Source organism: Nonomuraea gerenzanensis (assembly GCF_020215645.1).
Lineage (GTDB): Bacteria > Actinomycetota > Actinomycetes > Streptosporangiales > Streptosporangiaceae > Nonomuraea > Nonomuraea gerenzanensis.
Window position 1 is genome coordinate 6,308,696 of the sequence record NZ_CP084058.1, and the last position, 22,139, is coordinate 6,330,834.

Consider the following 22,139-nt stretch of genomic DNA (forward strand, 5'->3'; position numbering starts at 1 on the left):
TCGTGGAGTCAGGCAGAGGGGGCCGGTGGCGGCGAGGCCACCGGCCCCTGTCGGGTCAGCCGGGGATCGAGGAGATCTCCGTCGGGAGCGCCAGCATGTCGATGAGCTGCTGCGAGGCCACGCCGCGCAGCACCCAGACGTCATCGATGACGCCGGCCCAGTTCCTGCCCGCCGGGTAGGAGCCGCCGGTGAGGCCGCGGCCGACCTGGAGCGAGGCGATGGGGCCGAAGGGCCGGGTGCGGTGGCGGAAGGACAGGTTGTCCGCGCCGCTCGCGGCCTCCTTCACCCCGTTCACCCACAGCGTGACCGTCGCCTCGGTCGCGTCGTAGGTGACGGCGAGGTGGTCCCAGTCGCCGAAGTTGCCCTGGTGGAACATGGAGTGCTCCACGCCGGCCGTCGTCGCGCCGGTGCCGTCCTTGTCCGGTACGTCCAGCACGTAGCGCTGCTTGCCCGGGTCGTACCGCACGGTGATCGCGCTGTTGTGCGATCCCGCCAGGGCCAGCACGGTCATCGACCGGCTGGGCTCTCCCGGGGTGGACACCCAGGCCGAGACGGTGAAGCTGTCGCGGGTGTCGATCACCGGTCCGGTCGCCGCGGCGTAGTCGTTGTTGCCGCCCGGCAATCTCAGCGCGCCGCTGGGCGTGCCGGCCGGCGACTGCACGAACACCTCGGCGAAGTCGGTGGTGATCCTGGCGGCGCCGTTGAGCGTCAGCGGGTAGGCGACGCCCTGCCCCGTGTCGGGGCTGGCGGGCGGGGTGCCGGTGGCGGTGTTGAGGTGCCACTTGCTCTCGACCACGGGCTTGATCGTGTAGAGATCGCGCACCTCGTCGCCGGTCACCACCCGGTCGAAGACCCGGACGTCGTCCACGACCCCCGGCGTGTAGTTGGCGAACTGCCCGTTGTACAGGCCGCGGCCGATCTGGAAGGCGCCGCCGGCCGCCCAGGCCGCCGTGGTCAGGTCGGCGGGCACGCCCTCCACGCCGTTGACGTAGAGCCGCAGCTTCTTGGTCACCACGTCCTGCACGCCCACCAGGTGGGTCCACCCGCCGGGCTTGGCCGGCTCCCTGGAGTACGCGGTGCCCGCTCCGGTGGTGCTCGCGTCGGTCTGGACCCGCCAGAGCTTCCACTTCTTGTCGCCCGGGTCGTACTTCAGGTAGAAGGGCGAGTTCTTGGTCGCGGCCTGGCTGGCCACGACGAAGTGGGTGGTGGGCAGCGTGGCCGGCATCTTCACCCACGCCGACACGGCCAGGTTCTGGGTGGTGTTCAGCACCGGGCCGCTGGTGGCGGCGTAGGCGGTGGTGCCGTTCAGCCGCATCGCGGTGCTCAGCGCGCCGGGTGCGCCGAGGGCGGCGCCGCCCTGCGGGGTGGCCGGGTGGGCGCCCTGGACGTCGGCGAGCCGGGTCGCTCCGGCCGCCTCGTCGAGCTTCCAGTGCGCCTTCGGGCCCTTGCCGTCGGCCACCCAGAACTCGTAGGTCCCGGTCGACCAGTTGTTGGCCGCGTCCCACGCCGTCACGTACAGCGTGTTCAAGCCCGGGTGCGTGGGCATCGCCTTGATCGGCTCGGTGGCGGCGGTCTTGGCCTTCGCCGTTCCCTCGGCGGGGTCGGTGTTCATCGCCCAGGCGTACTTGCTGACCCGGGTGTCGAGAGCGATCGTGAACGTGCCGTACCGGCCCACGCCGTCCGTCGGCACCTGCGCGGGGTCGGCCGGGTCGAGCGCGGGGTAGCCGTCGGCGCCGGTGGAGGTGACCTTCGGCTCGGGCAGGGCCCTGGCGTCGTAGACGAAGTAGCAGGCCGTGGCGTTGCCGTCCCAGCTCCACGGGCTCCACGCCCGCCCGTCGTAGGCGCGCACGCCCCAGTGGGCGACGACGCCCTGCGGGACGAGATCCCTGGGGATCACCACGCTGAAGGAGGACTTGCGCGGCCCGTTGGCCGACATCTTCTTCACGGTGCCGAGGTTCTTGACCTTCTGGACGCCGTTCTCCGTCCAGATCACCTGGAACTGCGCCTTGAGCTTCTCCCCTTCCACGCCCTTGTTGTCGGGGTCGGTGAGGTTCTTGGCGTACAGGGTCGGCAGCCGGTTGAACGTGGCCGGGGTGGCCGGGCCGCGGCAGGGGCCGCCGGGGCTGGAGGACAGCTGGCTCATCTTCGGCTGGGCCGGCGGGCTGTTGTAGTGCACCCGGACGAAGGCGTTGCGGTCGAAGCGCTTCCAGGCGAGCTGGTCGCCGCCGTCGCGGGCGCGCAGCCCGAAGGTGGTGTTGGACCAGCCCTTCCTGGCCGCCTCCTGGACGGCGCCCGTCACGTTGAACAGCACGTCACCGGCGGGGCAGCCGGAGCTCCAGCCCTTGGCCACGTTTCTGCTGTCCAGCCTGCGCACCCAGTTGTCCGAGGTGGAGCTCCAGGTGGAGCCGGCGCCGAAGCTCTTGGCCAGGTAGATGTCCACGATGCGCTTCCTGCACGAGGTCGCGAACGTCTCCTGCACGTGGAACTCGGCCGAGATGATCTGCTTGTGCGCGAACCTGGCCGTGGGGACGCGGTAGAACAGCCGCTTCTCGTACCAGCCGTTGCAGTAGCGGCCGGCGGGCGGGTAGTCGCGGGGGCAGCGGCCCATGCCCTCGTTCTTGGTGAAGTTGTACTTGCCCCATCCGGCGCTGGAGACCATCAGGCGCGCCGAGGCGCGGGGGGTGTCCCACATCGGGTCGATGTAGAGGGGATAGGTGGTGTCCGCGCCGGTGAGCAGGTCCGGGTCGGGCTTGAGGGTCATCTCGCCGCCGGCCACGCTCGTGGCCACGGTGGCGATCTTGGAGGTGTCGCCCGGCTGGCTCGCCGAGGCCTCCACGACGCCGCCGTCCGTCAGGTCCTCGCCGGGCGTCTCCCCGTCGTCGGCGGTGGCCGCCCGGGCAGCGGCGGCGGGGGCGGGGGCGGTGGAGTCCCACATGATGGGCACCGGGGCCTCGTAGACCACGCCGCCGGTGGCCTCGTCCACCGCCTGCTGGGTGCCGTCCTCCGCCGTCCGCACGCTGAGGCCGGGCGCGGACAGGTTCAGCTTGATGCTCGCCAGGCGCGGATCCCCGGCCGCCGCGGCGGTCTTGACCACCAGCACGTGGGAGAAGCCCTCCGGCTCCACCCGCACCCGCAGGTCCACGTCCGCGCCCAGGACGCCGGGGTAGACGGCGGAGTCGCCGTCCAGCCACGGTTTGGGCAGCGCCGCGGGCCAGGTCAGCGACATCGGCCGGCCCGCCCGCTCGATCGTCACCAGCGGGCCGGTGCCACCGCCGGACAGCTTGATCTCCGCCGGCGTCGCGGTCGGCACGACCGACCCGTCGGGCAGCTTGCGCAGCTTGGTGTCGACGGGCGTCCAGGCGCCGTCCTTCAGCACCCGTACGGGCTGGAAATGCTCCTTGGAGGTGAAGCTGCCGTCGGGGGTGGCGTACACCTCGCGGGTCTCGCCGCGCTCCGACAGCACCTCGACCAGCTGACCGGTCGCGGCGGCGGCGGCCAGCGCCTCCGCCTCGGTCTGCTTCGGCTCCTTGGACAGGGCCCAGGTGTTCTCCACCAGGGAGACGTCGTCGAGGTGGACGGTGATCGCGCCCTTGCCGCCGAGCTGGAAGACCACCTCGGCCGCGGTCGTGTCGACCGTGGAGGTGAACGGGAAGGAGAAGCGCTGGCGGCCCGTCTCCAGCTCGACGCCCTGCGAGAGCGCGGCGCTGTACGGCGCCTCGCCGTCCTGCACCGCCACCTGGACGGCCACGTCCGCCGAGGCGCGCGCGTCGAACGACAGCGTGTAGGTACGCCCGCTGATCAGGCTGCCGGTGAGCTGCGTGACCACGGCGTCGCCCGGCTCCGCGGTGCCGTCGGCGACGGCGGCCCGCAGCTCCCCGTTCTCCACGGCGAGCGACGGGTTGCCCGCCGACCACCACGGCACGATCGACGGCTGCTCCAGCTTGCCGTTGCGGACCAGCTCGGTCCTGGCCGGCTCGGCCGGCCAGGCCAGCGCGCCGAGCCTGACCGGCTGGCCGGACGGCACGCCGAGCAGCGCGGCGACGTCGGCGGGCAGCTCGGCGCCCGCGGACTCGGCCGGGCTCCCCGGCACCAGCCGGTAGTCACCGGCGTCGGCGTTGACCAGGTAGCTGCTCTCCTGGTAGCGGGAGCTCGCGTCGCGGCCTGTCGCGGCCTGGAACTGCGCCAGCGACGGGTAGTGGATGCTGGAGCCGGTCACCCGCGACCACTGCACGAGCGTTGCCGGCGTGTCTGCGCCGGTGCGCGAGTACCCGTTGTGGTGCATCTGGGCGGCCGGGATCATGCCGTCGGCGCCCACCCGGCGCCCCGACTCGCCGGTGTTGTTGTCGGTGGTGTTGACCAGCGGCGCGGTGCTCGTGCCGCCGGCGATCACGTTGTTCGTCAGCGTGATGTCCGCGGTGTCCCAGGTGATGCCCAGCGCCTTCTCGGCGTCGGTCGGGCAGACGTCCTCCGTGCCGGGGCACGTCGGCCGCGCGTCCTCCTGGATCGCCATCGCCTGCGCGTTCCCGACGGAGGTGTTGTTGATCACCCGGACGTGGTTGGAGCCCAGCAGGCTCAGCCCGGTCATGCCGTTGCCGGCCAGCACGTTGGAGGCGATCAGCGCCTTGCCGGAGACCTTGTAGTGCAGGCCGTGGCGGGAGTTGGCGCGGATCAGGTTCCGGATGATCGTCACGTCGTGGCACGACAGGTCGCACCACAGGCCGACGCCCTGGTTGGCCTCGAAGACGTTGTCGCGCACGGTCGCGCCGGTGACCCGGGTGGCGTTCATGCCGGCGCCCGCCAGGTGGTAGCCCTGGGAGAAGCCGAGCTGCTCGGTGTTGTTGCGCAGCACCCGGTTGCCCTCGACCGTCAGGTTCGCCGCCCGGTGCGCGCCGATGCCCTGGTAGCCGTTCTCGGCGATCGCGTTGCCGCTCACCCGTACGTCGTCGGCGTTGATCAGCAGGCCCGACGCGGCGTTGTGGATGATCGTGTTCTTCTCGAACACCATGCCCTTGGCCTGCGCGATGAGCGCGGCCGGCTCCTTGGTCTGGTTCTGGCTGCTGCCGTAGTGGGCGAACCCGAGCCCGCGCACGACCGAGCCGTCCGCGCCGGCGAAGAAGTGCATGCCGCTCTTCCTGGCGGTGATCTCCACCCGGCGCCCCGACGGGTCGCTGCCGAGGTAGGTCCTGTCGGCGGGCCCGTCGTGGTAGAAGGTGCCGGCCTTGACCTCTTCCCTGGTGGCCACCTGGCGCAGCGGCTCGCCGTCGACGAAGACCATCTGCGGGTCGCCGCCCACCGGGTTGTCGTCGTTGAAGTGCAGCGGGTTCATGCACTCGTCGTAGGCGGGGGCGCTGGCCCGGCACACGCTGCCCGGGTTCCAGCCGTCCAGCCGCCAGGCGTTCCCGTCGGGGGTCAGCTGGCTCTGCTGGATCTCCGAGCTGCCTTTGAACCAGACCCGCTCCCCCGGATACGGCTGCAGGGTCACCGGCGCGGCGACGTTGCCCAGCCGCTCGCGGTACTCACCCGCGCGCAGCACGATCGTGGTCATCCTGCCCGCCGCGGCCTTGGCCACCGCCGCCCCCGCGGTCCGCAGCGGTGCGTCCACCGTGCCGGCGTTCGCGTCGTTCCCGCCGGGCGCCACGAAAACGGCGTCAGCCGGTACGGGATACGCCGTCTCGATGATGGACAACGGCGAAGTCACCGCGGCGGCCGGCGCCGGCACCGCGGCTGCGGCCGGTTTTCCCCCGGGCCCCGATAAAGTCAGCACACTCGCGGCGGCCATCGCCAATGAGGCGACGACGGCCGCACCCCGTAAACCCATGGATTTTCCTCCTAGGACGGTTTCTCGGCAGGTGAAAGGCGCCCCTACGTCGTTTCCCGCATCGCTGGGCCGGTTTCACAAAGGCGGTCCGGTGAATATCGGCGGCCCTTTTACCCGCACCCGTGACCGCGTCCGACATTCGGCATCACGATAGCGAGCTGTTTGTTTCCGGTCGTCCACCCAGGATTTGACTGCGGTCGTCAATCCGCCGCGGTAGGGCGCGGGAGATCTCCACCTGGCGCGGTAGCCCCTCGGACGTCCGGCGGCCCGCGGGCTCACCCCGCCGCCGTCCGCGCCGCCGTCCGCGCCGCCGTCCGCGCCGCCGTCCGCGCCGCCGTCCCGCTCGCCTCCCCGCTTGACCTCCGCCGGATCTTTCCGTACGTTCCGGGCGAGCCCGGTGGACCACGGCAGCGCCCGGAGGCGGCCATGACAGACCAGCCCGGCACCACCCCGACCTGGCCCGACCTTCCCCCGGGCCCGTACGGAACCCTCTCCCCCGACGTGCCCCGCCGGCACGCCGAGGCCCCCATGGAGCCCGCCACCCTGCCCAGCGGCGACCGGGTCCCCATGATCGTCCGGTACGCGGACGTCCGGGCCCTGCTCATGTCACCCGCCGCGAGCCGCAACCTGCGCGAGCCCGGCCTGCCGCGCCTGGTCCGCGGCCCGTTCCTGGACGACGACCCCGCGGCGCTGGTGAACCAGGACCCGCCCGAGCACACCCGCTACCGCCGCATCACCCACGGCACCTTCACCCCCAGGAACATCGAACGCTGGCGCGCCCGCACCGCCGCCATCGCCACCGAGCTGGTCGACGCCGCCGGCCCGGAGTTCGACCTGGTCGCCGACTACGCGCTGCCGCTGCCCGCCCGCGTGATCTGCGAGCTGCTCGGCGTCCCCCTCGACCACTACGCGCAGTTCCTCGGCTGGACGGAGCTGTTCCTGTCCACCACCGAGACCCACGCCGAGGCCAGGGCCGAGGGCCTGGCCGCCTTCACCGCCTACACCAGGGAGCTGATCGAACAACACCGGGCCGAGCCGGGTGACGACCTGATCGACCTGCTCGTCGCGGCCCGCGACGGCGGCGACGGGCTCAGCGAGGACGAGCTGGTCAACATGGTCTTCACGCTGATCCTGGCCGGCCACGAGACGACCGCTTCCATGATCATCCGGGGCGTGTTCAGGCTGCTCTGCCACCCTGACCAGTACGCCGAGCTCACCGCCCGCCCCGAGCTGCTGGAGCCGGCCGTGGAGGAGATCCTGCGCCACGAGGCCCCGGGCAGCAACGGCATGCTCCGGCGCATCACCGCCGACGTCGAGATCTCCGCCGGCACGCTCCCGGCCGGCAGCGTCGTCCTGCCCAACCTCTTCGCCGCCGACCACGACCCGCGGGCGTTCGCGGACCCGCTGCGCTTCGACATCCACCGCTTCGCCGGCACCCCGCCCCCTCCGCACCTGGCGTTCGGCCACGGCCCGCACTACTGCCTGGGCGCGAACCTGGCCCGGATGGAGCTGCAGGAGGCGTTCCGCGCGCTGGTGAACCGGCTGCCGGGGCTGTGCGCGCAGGAGGATCTGGCGGCCGTGCGGTGGACCGACGGCGCCTTCGTCCATCGGCCGGTGCGGCTCCTGGTCAAGGCCGGCTGACCCGTCGGCCACAACGGAACGCCCCGGCCCACCCAGGGAGGGCCCGCTGGAGGTCTGCACCCTGCGCTGAGCCGACGACACCGGCCGCGCGCGCCTCTGGGCAACCCGCCCGGCAGGGACCACGATGGGGCGGAGAGGTCCCGAGGGAAAGGACGCCGCCATGTCCGTGCTGTCCACCAGACTTACGGCGAAGTACGCCATCCCGTACCCGTTCGCCTGCGCCGGCATGGCCTTCGTGGGCGAGAGCCCCGAGCTCGCCGCGGCGGTCACCAACGCGGGCGGCATCGGCGCGATCGGAGCCGGGCTCATGTCGCCCGATCAGTTGCGGGAGACTATCCGCGAGGTCAGGAGCCGCACGGAGGGCAGGCCGTTCAACGTCAACCTGATCACCTTTTTCGCCACCCCGGAGCAGGTGGAGGTGTGCGCCGAGGAGCGGGTGCCGATCGTCTCCTTCCACTGGGGCCATCCGCCGGCGGACCGGCTGAAGCTGCTGCGCGAGGCCGGGGTGTCGGTGTGGGAGCAGATCGGCTCCCCCGACGCGGCCAGGCTCGCCGTGGACGACGGCGTCGAGCTCGTCATCGCCCAGGGCTGGGAGGCCGGCGGGCACAACTACGGCGGCCTGCCGACCATGGTGAACGTGCCCGCCGTCGTGGACGCCGTCGGCGAGCGCGCGATGGTGCTGGCCGCGGGCGGCATCACCGACGGCCGGCAGGTCGCCGCCGCCCTGTGTCTCGGCGCGGACGGGGTGTGGGTCGGCACCCGGATGGCCGCCTCGCGCGAGGCCCACGTGCACCCGGAGCACCACCGGCGGCTGGTGGAGGCCACCGGGGAGAGCGCGGTGCTCACGTCGGTCTTCGGGCCGGAGTTCCCGGCGTTCAACCCGATGCGCTTGCAGCGCAACCGCGTGGTGGCCGAGTGGGACGAGCGCGCTGCCGAGATCCCGGCCGACGTCGGCTCGCTGGAGCAGGTCGGCACCACGGTCGTCCAGGGGCGGGAGGCGCCGGTACGCAAGTTCGGCCTGCTGCTGGCGGTGCCGGGGACTGAGGCCGACTGGGAGGAGATGCCCTGGCTGATGGGGCAGGGCGTGGGACTCATCCACGACGTCAGACCGGCCGGCGAGCTGGTCAGGGACATGATGGAGCAGGCCGAGCGGGTGCTGACCGAGCGAGGCCGTGGGGCTTGACCGTGCACGGTCGCCGGGTTCCCGACCGGCTCGACGCGGACGATGTGCCGGGGCATGCCTGGCGTGGCTGGTGCCTGCTGCGGCCCGGGCTGCTGCTGTACGGGGGCACGGTCGGCAGGAACGAGCCGCACGCGCACCACGCGGTGCAGCTCATCGTGGCCGCCGAGCCGTTCACGATGGCCGATGCCCGCGGTGAGCGGGTGACGACGCGCGTCGCCGTCGTCCCGCCCGACACCGGGCACACGGTGCTGGCCGGGGCTCACGAGGCCCTGCTCGCCCACCTGGACCCGCGCAGTTCGGCCGGGCGGTCGCTGCTCGCGCGCTCGGGCGCCGGGCCGAGGGCCTCGTCCTGGTCGCCGTCCGCCACCCGGAACGGCAGCCCGCCGGCCGCAGACGATTGTGGCGGCAGGCGTCCCCTCATGTTCGCCCCACCACCACCCGATCACACCCGCTCGACCGAAGCGGCGAGCGCGTTGCGAACCGTCGAGGCGTGGAGCGGCCACAGCGGCACCGCCGACGCCCTGCCCCACCCGGCGGTGGAGGCGGCGATCGCGGTCATCCCCGCGCTCCTCCCGTCAGGCCAGGTACGCCTGCGGGCGGTCGCGGACGCCGTCCACCTGTCCCCGAGCCGGCTGGCGCACCTGTTCAGCGCGGATGTGGGCATCCCGCTGCGCCCGTACGTGCGCTGGCTGCGCCTGAGGCGGGCCATCGACCGGGTGGCCGCCGGTGAGACGCTGACCTCGGCCGCGCACACCGCCGGCTTCACCGACGGACCCCACTTCACCCGGGCCTTCCGCCGCACGTTCGGCAACACCCCGTCCGAGCTCGCCGCCGCGATCGACTGGCTGCCCTGACCCCTACCGCAGCTCCCGCTTGAGGATCTTGCCCGTCGCCGTCATCGGCAGGCTCTCGCAGAACTCGACGATCCGCGGGTACTTGTGGGCCGCCATGTTCTCCCTGCCCCAGGCGACCAGATCGGCCTCGCTCACCCGCGCGCCGGCCGCCGGGATGGCGTACGCCTTGACCTCCTCGCCGTGCGAGGCGTGCGGCACGCCGACCACCGCCACCAGCGAGACCGCCGGATGCGTCATCAGCACCTCCTCCACCTCGCGCGGGTAGACGTTGAACCCACCCCGGATGATCAGGTCCTTGGTGCGGTCGATGATGGCGTAGTAGCCGTCCTCGTCGCGGGTGGCGATGTCGCCGGTACGGAACCAGCCGTCCCGCAGCACCTCGGCCGTCTCCTCGGGCCGCCCGTGGTAGCCCTTCATGACGTTGTGACCGCGGATGGCGATCTCGCCGGGCCCCTCGCCCTCGACGGTGTTCCAGTCGCCGTCCACCAGCCGCATCTCCACCCCCCACAGGGGGAAGCCGATGGTGCCGGGCTTGGTGGGCCGGCTGAGCTGGTTGAAGCAGGCCGCGGGGGACGTCTCCGACAGGCCGTAACCCTCCAGGATGGGGATGCCGAACGTGGCCTCGAAGTCCTTGAGCACCTCGACCGGGCAGGCGGCCGCCCCCGAGACCGCCACCTGCAGCGTCGCGGGCACCTCCGCCCCTTCGGCGTGGATCTTCGAGAGCATCGCCCAGTACATGGTGGGCACCCCGGCGAACATGGTCACCCGCTCCCTGCGCATGAGCTCCAGCGCCTGACCCGGCTCGAAGCGCGGCAGCAGCACCAGGGTGGCGCGGCGGCGCAGGCTCACGTTCATCACGGAGGTCTGGCCGAAGGAGTGGAAGAGCGGCAGCACCGCGAGCGAGACGTCACCTTCGGGCGCGGTGGGGAACATCTGGTCGCTGACCATGGTGTTGAGCAGCAGGTTCGCGTGGGTCAGCTCGGCGCCCTTGGGCTGACCGGTGGTGCCGGAGGTGTAGAGGATGGCCGCGACGTCCTCCGGCCCGGTCCGTACCGTCTCGAACTGCTGGGGCATGCCGTCCAGCGCCGCCCAGAACGACTCGCCGTGCTCCGACTCGGCGGCCAGCGGCGTGGCGGGCAGCACGAAGAAGTGCTCGCACCCCCGCGCGCCGTCGAACCCCTCCCGCCCGCGCGCCCCCGTCGGCAGCTCGGCGGTGCCCTCGAAGCAGAACAGCGCCCTGGCGCCGCTGTCGGTCAGGTGGTAGGTGATCTCGCGCGGCTGCAGCAGCACGCTGAGCGGCACCACGGTCGCCCCGGCCTTGAGGATGCCGAAGTAGACGAACGGGAAGTACGGCAGGTTCGGGCAGAGCAGCGCCACCTTGTCGCCCCGGCCGATCCCCCGCGCCACCAGCAGGCCGGCCACCTGGTTCGCGACGGAGTCCACCATGGCGTACGGCAGGCGCAGGTCACCGTAGACCAGGGCGGTACGGTCCGGCGCGTTGCGGGCGCTGTCTTCCAGGATGATCGACAGGTTGAGCATCGTGACCCTCTCGTGGGAACGCGTCGTCCGTCCCCAGGGTGCTCCTGTGGGTCCCAGCAGGACTTGTACGAACGTGCTGAGGTCCGCGCGTCAGGGCGTGAAGGCGCGCCGGTACGCGGTGGGCGTGGTGGAGTAGGCGCGTTGGAAGTGCAGGCGCAGGTTCGTGGCGCACAGTGGTTCCTTGTGCACAGTGGCAAGGATGCCACTCGCCGCCCGGACGGCCGCGCGGGATTCTGGCCGGGTGCGAATCGAACTGGTGATTTTCGACGGCTTCGACGAACTGGACGTGTTCGGGCCGTTCGAGGTGTTGTCGATGGCGGGTTTCGACGTCGAGCTGGTCGCCGCCGAGCAGCCGGGGCCGGTGACCAGCATGCGCGGCGTGCGGCTCCAGGTGCCCGGGGTGCTGGGCCGGGCCGACGGCGTGATCGTCCCGGGTGGCGGCTGGCTGAACCGGGCCCCGGAGGGCACCTGGGCGCAGGCGCGGCGCGGCGTGCTCCCGGCGCGGCTGGCCGCGCTGGCGCCTTCGGTGCGCTGGATGGCGTCGGTGTGCACGGGCGCGCTGCTGCTCGCCGCCGCCGGGCTGCTGACGGGCCGCCGGGCGACCACCAACCGCAACGCCTACGAGGAGCTGCGCGCCTACGACGTCGCCGTCCTCGACGAGCGCGTCGTCGACGACGGCGACCGCATCACCGCGGGCGCGCTCAGCGCCGGGCTCGACCTGGGCCTGTGGATCACCGAACGGGAACTCGGCGCCGCCACCGCAGACCGGGTCTCCGCCGCCGTCGAGTACCCGCCTGCGGCTCGGCCCGGCGCCGCCTCTTGATCAATCGGCCGTCTCAGCCGACCATCGAGTCAGAGCGTCCGACCCCTCCGGAGGAACCCCCCATGATCCGTCGCCTCCTGCTGGCCACCGTCCTCGCCCTCGCCTCCGTCACCGCCGTCACCACGGGCCCCGCCCAGGCCCGCGCCTGCAAGATCGACCACACCTGCGTCACCGTCTACTACAGCGACTCCACCCGCACCGTCGTGGTCGGGGAGAAGTACGAGGACTGCAATGGCGCGGTCGACATGTGGGGTGTGCGCAGCGGTTACCTGGAGTTCTACGAGAGCCCGTGCTGACGGCCGGTCACCCCAGGCCCGGGCCGGCGCGGCCCGGCACTGCGCGGCCCGGCACTGCGCGGCGCGGCGCGGTCAGCGCCAGCCGAGCGCGGGGGCGACGTGCGTCAGGACCGATGACAGGAGGTGGGCGTTGTAGTCCACGCCGAGCTGGCTGGGCACCGTCAGCAGGAGCGTGTCGGCCGCCGCGATCGCCTCGTCCGCGGCCAGCTCCTCGACCAGCACGTCCGGCTCGGCGGCGTACGTGCGCCCGAAGATCGCCCTGGTGCTGGCGTCGATGAAGCCGACCTGGTCGGAGCTGCCGCGCTCGTGACCGAAGTACGCGCGGTCCGTGTCGTTGACGATCGGCATGATCGAGCGGCTCACCGACACCCGTGGCTCTCCCTCGTGGCCCGCCTCCTTCCACGCCTCCCGGTAGGCCGCGATCTGCTCGGCCTGCTGCACGTGGAACGGCTTGCCGTTCTCGTCGTCCTTGAGCGTGGAGCTCATCAGGTGCATGCCCAGCCCGGCCGCCCACTTCGCGGTGGCGTTCGAGCTGGACCCCCACCAGATGCGCTGCCGCAGCCCCGCCGAGTGCGGTTCGAGGCGCAGCAGGCCGGGCGGGTTGGGGAACATCGGCCGCGGGTTCGGCTGCGCGAACCCCTCGCCGTCCAGCATCTTGAGGAAGACCTCCGCGTGCCTGCGCGCCATGTCAGCCTCGCTCTCGCCCTCGGCCGGCTGGTACCCGAAGTAACGCCAGCCGTCGATCACCTGCTCGGGTGATCCCCGGCTGATGCCGAGCTGCAGCCGCCCGCCCGCGATCAGGTCGGCGGCGCCGGCGTCCTCGGCCATGTAGAGCGGGTTCTCGTAGCGCATGTCGATGACGCCCGTACCGATCTCGATCCGGCTCGTCCGCGCGCCGACGGCGGCCAGCAGCGGGAACGGGCTCGCGAGCTGCTGGGCGAAGTGGTGGACGCGGAAGTAGGCGCCGTCGGCACCCAGCTCCTCGGCGGCCACCGCCAGCTCGATCGACTGCAGCAGGGTGTCGGACGCGCTGCGGGCCTCCGAGTACGGTGACGACGACCAGTGGCCGAAGCTCAGGAAACCGATCTTCTTCATACGCTCTTCAACCTTCCGCACGTCAAGGACATTCCTGCTCCGCAGAGCTTCAGACGTCGTCAGGGAGTTTGTCGGTGGCGATCAATACGCTGCCGCCCATGATCCACACCACCTTATCCGAGACCCCCGCATGACCCCCGTCCAGGAGCTCCTCGACCACATCGAGACGGGCTCCGCCGCGACCCTCCTCACCCACCTGCAAGCCCTCCACCCCGACGACAAGCGCACGATCGCCCGGCACCTGCCCGCCCACCTGAGCGAACGCACGCGCGCCGGTTTCGAGGCCCAGCAGCGGGTACGCGGGCTGGCCCCCCTCTACCGTCTGGCCGGAGCGGCCTGTCTGGGCGGGGCCGAGCAGGTGGCGGGCTGGCTGGACCGGCGTGAGCTGCGCCAGGTGGAGCCGGTGGCCGATGTCGCGCGCATGCTGGCCGTGCTGGGCGACCGGCCGCAGGAGTGGCGGCGGAACCTGGCCGTACGGCTGGTGGAGCGGTTGCGGCCCGGCACCGGCTCGACGTGGCGGCGCATCGAGGCGCTGGGAAACTGGGATCTGGCCGCGGCGCTGGTGGCCGAGACGGGTGCGGAGCCGCCGGAGAACGACGCGTTCGTGGCCGGATGGGTGCTGCGCAGGGCCGAGCAGCAGCGGCGCGACAGGAGCCGCGTGCTCGCCGACGATCCGCTGCTCGATCACATGCTGCCACGCCTGTTCCAGGCCCAGGGCGTGGCCGACGGGCTCCTCTGGGACCGCGAATGGGGAGAGGACCGCACCGTGCTCGGGCAGCTCGCCGGGCTGGCCGCGACGGGACGCGTGCCGCGCCGGCTGCTGCTGGACGGCTGCGTGAGCCGGTTCCTGGCCGGGGTGGAGGCGGCCGAGGCGGCTCCGTTCATCATGCTGTGGCAGCAGCTCGAACCGGCGGTGGCCGAGATCCCGGTGACCGACTTCGTCCGGATGATCCCGTCTGCGCCGTCGCCCGTCGTGCAGCTCGCGCTGGAGGAGCTGCGCAGGGCGGAGCCGGCGCTCGACGGGGAGCTGTTCGCCGAGGCGGTGCAGGCGCTGGCGTTCCGGCCGGAGAAGAAGTACATGACGGCGGCGCTGCAGTGGGTCGCCGCCGCGCCGCCGTCCAGGGGCGCCCTCGCGGTGGCCGCGCTGGCGCCCGTCTTCACCGTGGACACGCCCGCCCTGCGCGAACGTGCGGTGCGGCTGGCGATCCAGCTCGCGCCCCACGCCGCCGAGCCCGGCAGGGAGGCCATCCGCGAGGCCGCCGTCCGGCTGCCCGCCGACCTGCGCGAACGCGTCGCCGCCGGCTACGGCGCGGTGCAGGAGCTCCAGCCGGAGCCCGTGACCGCCGCCACGCTCACCGCCACGCCGCTGCCCGCCCTCGCCCCGCCCATCACCTCGGTCGGGGAGCTGGCCGCCGCGCTGGCCGAACCGCTCTGGCCTGAGGTCCCCGCGCACTTCGAACGCGTGCTCGCCGCCCTGGTCACACTGACCCACCAGGACCGCGACGCCGTCGTGGCCGCGCTGCAGCCCTGGTGGCGGGCGAGCTGGCGGCATCCCTTCGACGCGTCCATGATCGCGTTCGGCATCTCCGGCTTCGACGAGGACATCCGTTTCCTGCTGATGCGTTGCGCGCTGGCCGTCGTCTCGCCCGCCGACGGCCGCGTACTGACCGAGACGCTGAACGAGAACAGCCGCCGCTGGCCCAGCTCCGAACCCGCGCCGCAACGATTCGTCCAGCGACGCTTCCGCGAGGTCATGGATCTGCTCGAACGGGGCGGGACGATCCCCCTGCTGCTGGCCACACCGACCTCGCCCACCGGGCACGTCGATGCCGCCACCCTGGTCGAGCGCATGGAGGTGCTGGGCGAGACCGAGCCCCTGGAGTCCGACTTCCTGCAGGCGCTGCTCCGGCTGCCGCGCGACCTCGATCCCGAGCTGGTCGTGCGGGCGGAGAAGCTACCCTCCCGGGCGGGCCGGCGGCTGGCCGCCTGCCTGCGCGATGGCGGCCTGCCCGAGCCCACCGTGACCTGGGAGCTGCTCGCGTTCGACCGGCCGGCGTACTACCAGCAGTCGCTCCACGAGGCCCACGCCCGCCTCACCCCGCCGGAAGGAACCACGGGGCAGCTCGCCGAACTCTGGACCCTGCACCCCGAACCCCACTATCCCTCCTTCTCCCGGCACATGGTGTGGTGGCCGCCCACCATGCCGTCCCACCGCGAGGCCGTGGCGGCGCACGTGCTGGCGTGCCTGCCGTGGGTCATGGACAGCACCGACGGCCAGGTCGAGGTCGTGGCCGCCCTGGCGCACACCGGCGGCCCCGCGGGCATCGCGACCGCCAGCACGCTCGTCATCGGCATGGGGCATCAGCTGCCCGCCCAGCGGGCGTTCGCCGCCGACGCGATCATCACCCTGGCCGCGTACGGTGGCCTGCCGGCAGCCGACCTCGGCCGGGCCGTGGGCCATCTCGTCCGGGGCGAGCAGGTCAAGCTGAACCGGGTCACCGGCGTGCTCGACGAGGTCACCTCGGCCGGGGCGCACGCCGAGGTGTGGGCCGCGCTGGCCGAGGCGGTCCCGCTGCTGCTGCCCGCGCCCGGTGAGAAGGCGAGGGCCGGGCTGGGCGAGCTGCTCAAGGTCGCCGTACGGGCGGCGGAGCTGACCGGGGCCCGGGGAGAGCTGCCGGGGCTGGCGGACGTGGCCGCGCGCAAGGGCTCCAGCCAGCTGCTGCACCAGGCACGGCGCCTGCACGAGGTGATCGCGGGATGATCAGCCCGTCACGAGGTCAGGACGCGCTTGTGGTAGCTCGCGAGGTCGCGTACCTCGACGGTGACCTGCACGTTCAGCCCCGTGGCCGGTTTGAGGTGGTCGCACAGCCTCGCCAGGGCCAGCTCACCCAGGCGCGCCTTGGTGTCGGCGTCGCGGCCGGGCAGGATCGCGAGCTCCAGGTGGACCATCGCCTCGCCGGCCCCGCCGCCGCCGATGACCGCCTCGTCGATGGGGCGGAAGCGGGTCTTGCAGTTCTGCACGGCGCTGCCGATCAGCTCGGCGGCGGCGGGATGGAAGGCCAGCGCGAACCCGTGCCGGTCGAAGGCCTCGGACAGCGACGGCGAATAGTCGACGGTGATGTGTGGCATGCCGCTCATTGTCCAGGCTCCCGGCCTGGGATCAGCAGCCGCGTACGGCGTTGCGGGGCGTTGGATCGGTCGGGAATCGAGAAGCCCTGACCGGTGCCGGTGCGGATGGCGTGCAGACATCCCCTCCCGACGGCTGACAAGGGGCACCACGTCATGAGCGGCACGTCCAAGGACGGCAGCGAGAAGACGCGACACGATCGATCGGCGGAGGGATTCTCCGAGCAGGAGCGCGCCGCGATGAAGGCGCGCGCCGCCGAACTGAAGCCGGCGGCACGCGGCGGCCGAGGCGCCAAGAAGGCGGCCGCTGATGAGGCGGCGGTGCTGGCGGCGATCGCCGCGATGGCGGAGCCGGACCGTGCGCTGACGCGAACGCGGCGCCGCACCGGCCGGTTCGATGATCATGTCCACGACGGTCACGGCCGGCACTCGGGCTCGATCGGCGGCCCGCGGCCCGTCCCGCCGTCCACGAACGGAGGACCTCCATGACGATCCTGGCGGCCGGCGCGACCGGGCGCATCCTGGCCGACCGCCTGCTGCGCGCCGGACAGCACGTACGCGCCCTGACGAGGAACCCCGCCACCGCCGCCCTGCCCGACGGGGTGGAACTGGTGGCCGGCGACATCAGCGACGCGCCCGCCGCGCTCGACGGCGTGGACCGCGCCTGCTACCTGGCCGGCCTGCTCGACCCCGACCCCGCCGCGCCGCCGAGCAGGCCGGCGCCTTCGCCGGACAGGCCGTCGCATCGGGGCTCACCCGCATCGTCACCCTCACCAGTGACGCCGTGACCGACCGGCGGCCGGGGAGCTACGAGATGCTGCACCAGGCCGAGCAGGTCATCGAAGCCTCCGGCCTGCCATGGGCCCACGTCCGGCCGGGCGAGTTCGCCATCAACAAGGCCTACTCGCTGAGCGACCCGAATACCTGCTCGGCTACCAGGCCGAGTACGCCGAGGAGCCGCCCCCGGTCCTGCCCGACGTCGAACGCGTCCTCGGCAAGCCCGGCCGCACCTTCGTCCATTGGGTCACCGACCACCGCGCCGACCTCACCCAGGGACTCCTAGCCGCCCCTCACCCGCCCCCTCCGGCCGAGCGGGCCGAGCGGACCGAGCGGGTCACGGCGGCGTCGCGGGAGGCCATCGCGTCCAGGAGGCCGGTGCCGCGCCGCTGGAGCAGCCGCACGGTGAGCGCCGGGACGGCGTACAGGACGACGGCGGCCAGCACGACGGCGCACAGGGCGGCCACCCACCCCGAGCCGCCGATGATCCCGGGCAGGACGGCGGCGAGCAGGACCACCGGGAAGACCGTCATCTGGCCGCCCGTCGGATCGCCCGCCTGCTGCCCCGGGTAGACGCGGTCGCGGGCGTCGGTGCCCACGGCCGGCATCACGAGCGCGAGCAGGGGCGCCACCGCGCAGGCGGTCGCGGACGCGGCGACGGCGCCACCGACGGCGGCACCGCCCAGGGGCGAGCCGGTCGCGGCCCACAGCACGGCCGTCAGCACGACGGACGGCACGCCGAACAGCAGCGCCCACGCCAGCATCCGCCCGCGCACGTCGGCCCGGAGCGCGCCCGGGGTGGTGAGCAGCTGCCACAGGGCGGTGCCGTCCAGGGCGTAGGTGTTGATCGCCACCATCGCGCCGAACACCGCCGCCGCGGGGCCCGTCAGGGGCAACGCCCAGGTCCAGTCGGTGAGCGCGATGATGAGCGCCATCAGCAGCGGGGTCAGCCAGGCGCTGCGCAGCTCGACCCCGCGCGCCGGGTCGCGCAGCCAGGTGGCCAGCTCCCGGGAGACGACCGCCGCGACCTGCGGGGTGGTGAACGGCAACGGCAGCGGACGTCCCGGCACGGCCGGCCGTCGCGGGGTGGCCCGGCGAGGTGGCCGGCGCAGGGCCCGGGCCGTCAACGCGACCCACGCCAGCTGCAGCAGCGCGCCCGCGACCAGCAGCGCCGCCAGCGGCAGCACGACCGCGCCGAACCCTTCGCCGACCCCAGCACCGACCCCAGCACCGGATCCAGCGCCGGATCCAGCGCCGACCCCAGCACCGAAGTCGCCACCGAGGCCGGCGCCGTCGCGGGCGGCGAGCGTCGCGGCGTAGCCCCAGCCGGTGGGCAGAGCGGCGAGCACGTCGATCAGCGGTGCGGGCAGTTCCCCGAACGCGGGGGTGACGACCGCCGTGTCGCCCTCGCCGAGCCGCGGCAGCAGCCAGGCCGCGACCGGCACCCACCCGGCGAACGACACCGCCAACATGATCGCGGTCTGCAGCCCGGCCATGGTCATCCCGGCCCGCGTCTGCAGCAGCCAGGCGGCCAGCGCCGCCACCGTCTTGCCCGCCCAGATCAGCAGATAGAGCTGCCCCACCACCGCTCCGGCCGCGACCGCCACCGCGGCGGGACCGCCCGGCGCGGCCAGCACCACCAGGGACACCAGGCACACCAGCGTGATCACCGGCCCGACGCCCACCAGCTCGGTCCACGACAGCGCCCGCGCCAGCCGCCACGGACGCAGCGGATAACCGCGCAGCCACTCGCGTGAGATGACCGACGGATCATGGCGAGGCTGGGCCAACGGCCCGAACACCCACATGCCACCCCACACGGTGAGCGCCACCGCGATCCAGCCCTGGTGGATCGCGCCGCGCGCGGCCGGCACCGAAGCCGCGACTACCAGGGCGGCCAGCACCAGGCCGGTGACCAGGCTGAACGCGCGCTCCTGGTGCGGGCCGTTGCGGAACAGGCGCAGCTTGAGCGCGAACAGGGCGCCCGTCATCGCAGCCACTCCAGCGGACGTACCGGGTCGGCCCCCACCAGCTCGATGAACCGCTCGTTCAGCGTCGAGCCCGCGGCCACCTCCGCCACCGGCCCCTCGACCAGCACCCGCCCGCCGGCCACCACCGCCACCCGGCGGCAGTTGCGTTCGACGAAGTCCATGATGTGGCTGGACAGGAGCACGGTGCCGCCGGCGTCCACGTACTGCTTGAGCACCTGCTCGATGGAGTGGGCCGAGACCGGGTCGATGGCCTCGAACGGCTCGTCCAGCACCAGGACGCGGGGCCGGTGCAGCAGCGCCAGCGCGAGGTTGATCTTCTTGCGCATGCCCGTGGAGTACTCGACGACCAGCGTGCGCGGGACGGCGTCCAGCCCGAGGATCTCCAGCAGGTCCGCCGCGCGGGCCCGCCAGCCGTCGTCCAGGCCGCGCAGGCCGGCGCTGTAACGCAGGACCTCGGTGGCGGTCAGCCGCTCGGGCAGGGACAACCCGTCCATCATGACGCCGAGCTGGGCGAGGGCGGCCTCGCGCTCGGTGCGCAGGTCGTGGCCGGCGATTTTGATCGTTCCGGCTGTCGGCTCGCGCAGGCCGCAAAGGGCCGTCAAGGTCGTGGTCTTGCCGGCTCCGTTCGGGCCGACGATGCCGTAGAACATGCCTGGCGGAACGCTCAGGCTGAGCCGGTCGACGGCGAGCACGGAGCCGAATCGCTGGGTGAGGTCCGCCACCTCGATGGCGGGGACGGGGAGATCGGGCACGGTCTTCTTTCCTGAGCGTCCGGTGAGCGGGGCCGCTGGAACGGCACGTACCGTGCCGCTAGCGGACGCGGCCATTCTCGGCAGATCGCCAGGAATCTGTCAATACGGCACGTGCCGTGCCGTTAGGATGACGACGTGACCACCAGCCGCCACGATCGCGCCGCGACGCGCACGCGAGCGATCATGCAAGCCACGCTCGCCCTGGCCCAGGAGCTCGGCTACGCCAGGCTGAGCATCGAGGCGGTCGCGGCCCGCGCCGGGGTCGGCAAGCACACGATCTATCGCCGCTGGCCCTCCAAGGGCCTGCTGTTCCTCGACTCGCTGCTGTCACTGAACGAGCCCGTCCTCGACTACCCCGACACCGGCGACATCCTGGCCGATCTGCGCTGCCAGATCTACGCGGCGGTGGACCTGCTGGCCAATCCGCCCTGGGGCCCGCTCTATCAGGCGCTGGTGGGCGAGGCCCAGCACGATCCCGCGGTCGCCGCCGGTCTCGACGAGCGTTTCATCCGGCCGCAGACCGACAAGACCGTCGCCCGGCTGAAGGCGGCCCAGGAGCAGGGGCAGGTCTCCGCCGGCTTCGACCTCGACCTGGTGATGGCGATCCTGTCCGGGCCGCTGTACTACCGGCTGCTGATCAGTCAGGAGCCCGTGAGCCACGACTACGTCGATCGGGTGCTGCACGCCCTCTTCGCCGGCCTGAGCCCGAGGCACTGAGCCGGGCGGCCGGCGCCCTTTCTGGAATTTGGGCCTTGTGTAAGGTCTGATGTCAACTTAGGCTGCGCCGCAAGTTAAGAAACTTTCCTAACGGGAGTCGTACGTGAGAAGGATCTTAGCGATCGTGGCCGCGCTGGCACTGCCCTTCATGGTGCCGGCGGGCGCCGACGCGGCGGCCGACCCGCTGGTGTCGCAGGGCAAGGCCGTGACGGCCTCCTCGGTCGAGGCCGCCGGCCTGGAGCCCGGCAAGGCGGTGGACGGCAGCACGTCCACGCGCTGGGCCAGCGCGGAAGGGGTGGACCCGCAGTGGATCCGGGTGGACCTCGGCTCCGCGCACACCCTCTCCCGGGTACGGCTGACCTGGGAGGTCGCGCACGCCACGGCGTACCGGGTGCAGACCTCGCCCGACGGCTCCACCTGGAGCGACGTCTACGCCACCACCGCCGGCGACGGAGCGGTGGACGACCTCACGGTCAGCGGCAGCGGCCGGTACGTCCGGGTGTACGGCACGCAGCGCGGCACCCCGTACGGCTACTCCCTGTGGGAGCTGGAGGTCTACGGCGCCCCTGTCGGCGGCGGCGGCGGGACGCCCGTGCAGGCGAACGGGCAGCTGCGCGTGTGCGGCATCAAGCTCTGCAACGAGAACGGCAAGCAGATCCAGCTGCGCGGCATGAGCAGCCACGGCATCCAGTGGTACAACCAGTGCCTCAACGCCGCCTCGCTCGACGCGCTGGCCGGCGACTGGAAGGCCGACGTCCTGCGCATCTCGATGTACATCCAGGAGGGCGGCTACGAGAGCGACCCCCGGCTGTTCACCGACCGCGTGCACTCCCTGATCGAGATGGCCACCGCCCGCGGCATGTACGCGATCGTGGACTGGCACCTGCTCACCCCCGGCGACCCGATGTACAACCTCGCCCGGGCCAGGACCTTCTTCACCGAGATCGCCCAGCGGCACAACGGCAAGAAGAACGTCCTGTACGAGATCGCGAACGAGCCGAACGGCGACGCCGTCACGTGGCCCGTCATCCGCGACTACGCGCACCAGCTCATCCCGGTGATCCGGCAGCACGACCCCGACGCCCCGATCCTGGTGGGCACCCGGGCGTGGTCGTCGCTCGGCGTCTCCGGCGGCGGCGACGAGAGTGAGATCGTCAGCAACCCGGTCAACGCCGCCAACATCATGTACACCTTCCACTTCTACGCGGGCTCGCACGGCACCGAGTACCTGAACACGCTGTCCAGGGCCGCCGACCGGCTGCCGATCTTCGTGACCGAGTTCGGCACCCAGAGCGCGTCCGGCGACGGGGCCAACGACTTCGCCAGGTCGCAGCAGTACCTCGACCTGATGGCCCAGAAGAAGATCAGCTGGGTGAACTGGAACTACTCCGACGACTTCCGCACCGGCGCCGTCTTCAGGACCGGGACCTGCCCGAACGGCTCGTTCGCCGGGACGGGCAACCTCAAGGAGGCCGGCGTCTGGGTCCGTGACAGGATCCGCACCGCCGACGACTTCTGACGCGGGCA

At 72.5% G+C, this 22,139-nt stretch carries 17 protein-coding genes; 10 read left to right on the forward strand and 7 right to left on the reverse strand.

Translation table 11 applies throughout. The features are described from left to right. Positions 1–55: 55 nt before the first annotated feature. Positions 56–5,686, reverse strand: a complete 5,631-nt coding sequence (locus LCN96_RS29495; RefSeq protein ID WP_225265676.1) for a LamG-like jellyroll fold domain-containing protein — start codon at positions 5,684–5,686, stop codon at positions 56–58. A 558-nt stretch (positions 5,687–6,244) separates the two neighbouring features. Here LCN96_RS29495 and LCN96_RS29500 point away from each other — a divergent pair. The 3 genes from LCN96_RS29500 to LCN96_RS29510 all read left to right on the forward strand — a co-directional run bounded on the left by LCN96_RS29500 (position 6,245) and on the right by LCN96_RS29510 (position 9,496). Then, positions 6,245–7,459 carry a cytochrome P450 gene (locus tag LCN96_RS29500; protein ID WP_225265677.1) on the forward strand — a complete coding sequence of 405 codons (1,215 nt, stop codon included), beginning with the start codon at positions 6,245–6,247 and terminating at the stop codon, positions 7,457–7,459. A gap of 166 nt (positions 7,460–7,625) precedes the next feature. Then, positions 7,626–8,642, forward strand: a complete 1,017-nt coding sequence (locus tag LCN96_RS29505) for an NAD(P)H-dependent flavin oxidoreductase (RefSeq protein WP_225265678.1) — start codon at positions 7,626–7,628, stop codon at positions 8,640–8,642. 2 nt (positions 8,643–8,644) lie between these two features. Next, positions 8,645–9,496 carry a helix-turn-helix transcriptional regulator gene (locus LCN96_RS29510; RefSeq protein WP_225276082.1) on the forward strand — a complete coding sequence of 284 codons (852 nt, stop codon included), beginning with the start codon at positions 8,645–8,647 and terminating at the stop codon, positions 9,494–9,496. 3 nt (positions 9,497–9,499) lie between these two features. Here LCN96_RS29510 and LCN96_RS29515 read toward each other — a convergent pair whose 3' ends face one another. Beyond that, positions 9,500–11,035, reverse strand: coding sequence for a long-chain-fatty-acid--CoA ligase (locus tag LCN96_RS29515; RefSeq protein ID WP_225265679.1), 1,536 nt, complete (start codon positions 11,033–11,035; stop codon positions 9,500–9,502). A 241-nt stretch (positions 11,036–11,276) separates the two neighbouring features. On the opposite strand from LCN96_RS29515, the gene LCN96_RS29520 reads away from it, so the two are divergent. Together LCN96_RS29520 and LCN96_RS29525 are read left to right on the forward strand one after the other, a co-directional pair. Beyond that, positions 11,277–11,858 carry a DJ-1/PfpI family protein gene (locus tag LCN96_RS29520; RefSeq protein ID WP_225265680.1) on the forward strand — a complete coding sequence of 194 codons (582 nt, stop codon included), beginning with the start codon at positions 11,277–11,279 and terminating at the stop codon, positions 11,856–11,858. Positions 11,859–11,920: 62 nt separating this feature from the next. Then, complete coding sequence (locus LCN96_RS29525) at positions 11,921–12,154, forward strand: DUF6289 family protein (RefSeq protein WP_225265681.1); 234 nt, start codon at positions 11,921–11,923, stop codon at positions 12,152–12,154. 72 nt (positions 12,155–12,226) lie between these two features. On the opposite strand, the gene LCN96_RS29530 is transcribed toward LCN96_RS29525, so the two are convergent. Then, the gene (locus tag LCN96_RS29530) at positions 12,227–13,249 is read right to left on the reverse strand and encodes an LLM class flavin-dependent oxidoreductase (protein ID WP_225265682.1); all 1,023 of its coding nucleotides are present in this window, start codon (positions 13,247–13,249) and stop codon (positions 12,227–12,229) included. Positions 13,250–13,379: 130 nt separating this feature from the next. Between LCN96_RS29530 and LCN96_RS29535 the strand changes: the two genes are divergently transcribed. Beyond that, positions 13,380–16,010, forward strand: a complete 2,631-nt coding sequence (locus LCN96_RS29535) for a DUF7824 domain-containing protein (protein WP_225265683.1) — start codon at positions 13,380–13,382, stop codon at positions 16,008–16,010. Between the two features lie 8 nt (positions 16,011–16,018). Here the strand turns inward: LCN96_RS29535 and LCN96_RS29540 are convergent, their stop codons facing one another. After that, positions 16,019–16,378 carry a 5-carboxymethyl-2-hydroxymuconate Delta-isomerase gene (locus tag LCN96_RS29540; RefSeq protein WP_225265684.1) on the reverse strand — a complete coding sequence of 120 codons (360 nt, stop codon included), beginning with the start codon at positions 16,376–16,378 and terminating at the stop codon, positions 16,019–16,021. Positions 16,379–16,471: 93 nt separating this feature from the next. Here LCN96_RS29540 and LCN96_RS29545 point away from each other — a divergent pair, with 93 nt between their 5' ends. Both LCN96_RS29545 and LCN96_RS29550 read left to right on the forward strand, forming a co-directional pair. After that, positions 16,472–16,864: a hypothetical protein gene (locus LCN96_RS29545; protein ID WP_225265685.1), complete on the forward strand. Its 393-nt coding sequence runs from the start codon at positions 16,472–16,474 to the stop codon at positions 16,862–16,864. Further along, entirely contained in the window at positions 16,861–17,163 is a 303-nt protein-coding gene (locus LCN96_RS29550) for an NAD(P)H-binding protein (protein WP_225265686.1), read from the forward strand. The genes LCN96_RS29545 and LCN96_RS29550 overlap by 4 nt, the downstream gene beginning before the upstream one ends. 112 nt (positions 17,164–17,275) lie before the next feature. Here the strand turns inward: LCN96_RS29550 and LCN96_RS56745 are convergent, their stop codons facing one another. The 3 genes from LCN96_RS56745 to LCN96_RS29560 are packed head-to-tail and all read right to left on the reverse strand — an operon-like array spanning position 17,276 to position 19,895. Further along, positions 17,276–17,410: a hypothetical protein gene (locus LCN96_RS56745; protein ID WP_263657336.1), complete on the reverse strand. Its 135-nt coding sequence runs from the start codon at positions 17,408–17,410 to the stop codon at positions 17,276–17,278. A 35-nt stretch (positions 17,411–17,445) separates the two neighbouring features. After that, complete coding sequence (locus tag LCN96_RS29555) at positions 17,446–19,143, reverse strand: hypothetical protein (protein ID WP_225265687.1); 1,698 nt, start codon at positions 19,141–19,143, stop codon at positions 17,446–17,448. Then, on the reverse strand, positions 19,140–19,895 hold the full coding sequence (locus tag LCN96_RS29560; protein ID WP_225265688.1) for an ABC transporter ATP-binding protein: 756 nt from the start codon (positions 19,893–19,895) through the stop codon (positions 19,140–19,142). Before LCN96_RS29560 ends, LCN96_RS29555 begins: the two co-directional genes overlap by 4 nt. Before the next feature lie 135 nt (positions 19,896–20,030). Here LCN96_RS29560 and LCN96_RS29565 point away from each other — a divergent pair, with 135 nt between their 5' ends. Then, the gene (locus tag LCN96_RS29565; RefSeq protein ID WP_225265689.1) at positions 20,031–20,612 is read left to right on the forward strand and encodes a TetR/AcrR family transcriptional regulator; all 582 of its coding nucleotides are present in this window, start codon (positions 20,031–20,033) and stop codon (positions 20,610–20,612) included. A gap of 103 nt (positions 20,613–20,715) precedes the next feature. Beyond that, entirely contained in the window at positions 20,716–22,131 is a 1,416-nt protein-coding gene (locus tag LCN96_RS29570; RefSeq protein WP_225265690.1) for a cellulase family glycosylhydrolase, read from the forward strand. Positions 22,132–22,139 lie beyond the last annotated feature (8 nt).

Coding starts and splice junctions, on each gene's coding strand:
- LCN96_RS29500 (WP_225265677.1), top strand. CDS start 6,245: ATGACAGACCAGCCCGGCACCACCCCGACCTGGCCCGACCTTCCCCCG.
- LCN96_RS29515 (WP_225265679.1), bottom strand. CDS start 11,035: ATGCTCAACCTGTCGATCATCCTGGAAGACAGCGCCCGCAACGCGCCG.
- LCN96_RS29525 (WP_225265681.1), top strand. CDS start 11,921: ATGATCCGTCGCCTCCTGCTGGCCACCGTCCTCGCCCTCGCCTCCGTC.
- LCN96_RS29530 (WP_225265682.1), bottom strand. CDS start 13,249: ATGAAGAAGATCGGTTTCCTGAGCTTCGGCCACTGGTCGTCGTCACCG.
- LCN96_RS29535 (WP_225265683.1), top strand. CDS start 13,380: ATGACCCCCGTCCAGGAGCTCCTCGACCACATCGAGACGGGCTCCGCC.
- LCN96_RS29540 (WP_225265684.1), bottom strand. CDS start 16,378: ATGCCACACATCACCGTCGACTATTCGCCGTCGCTGTCCGAGGCCTTC.
- LCN96_RS29550 (WP_225265686.1), top strand. CDS start 16,861: ATGACGATCCTGGCGGCCGGCGCGACCGGGCGCATCCTGGCCGACCGC.
- LCN96_RS29555 (WP_225265687.1), bottom strand. CDS start 19,143: ATGACGGGCGCCCTGTTCGCGCTCAAGCTGCGCCTGTTCCGCAACGGC.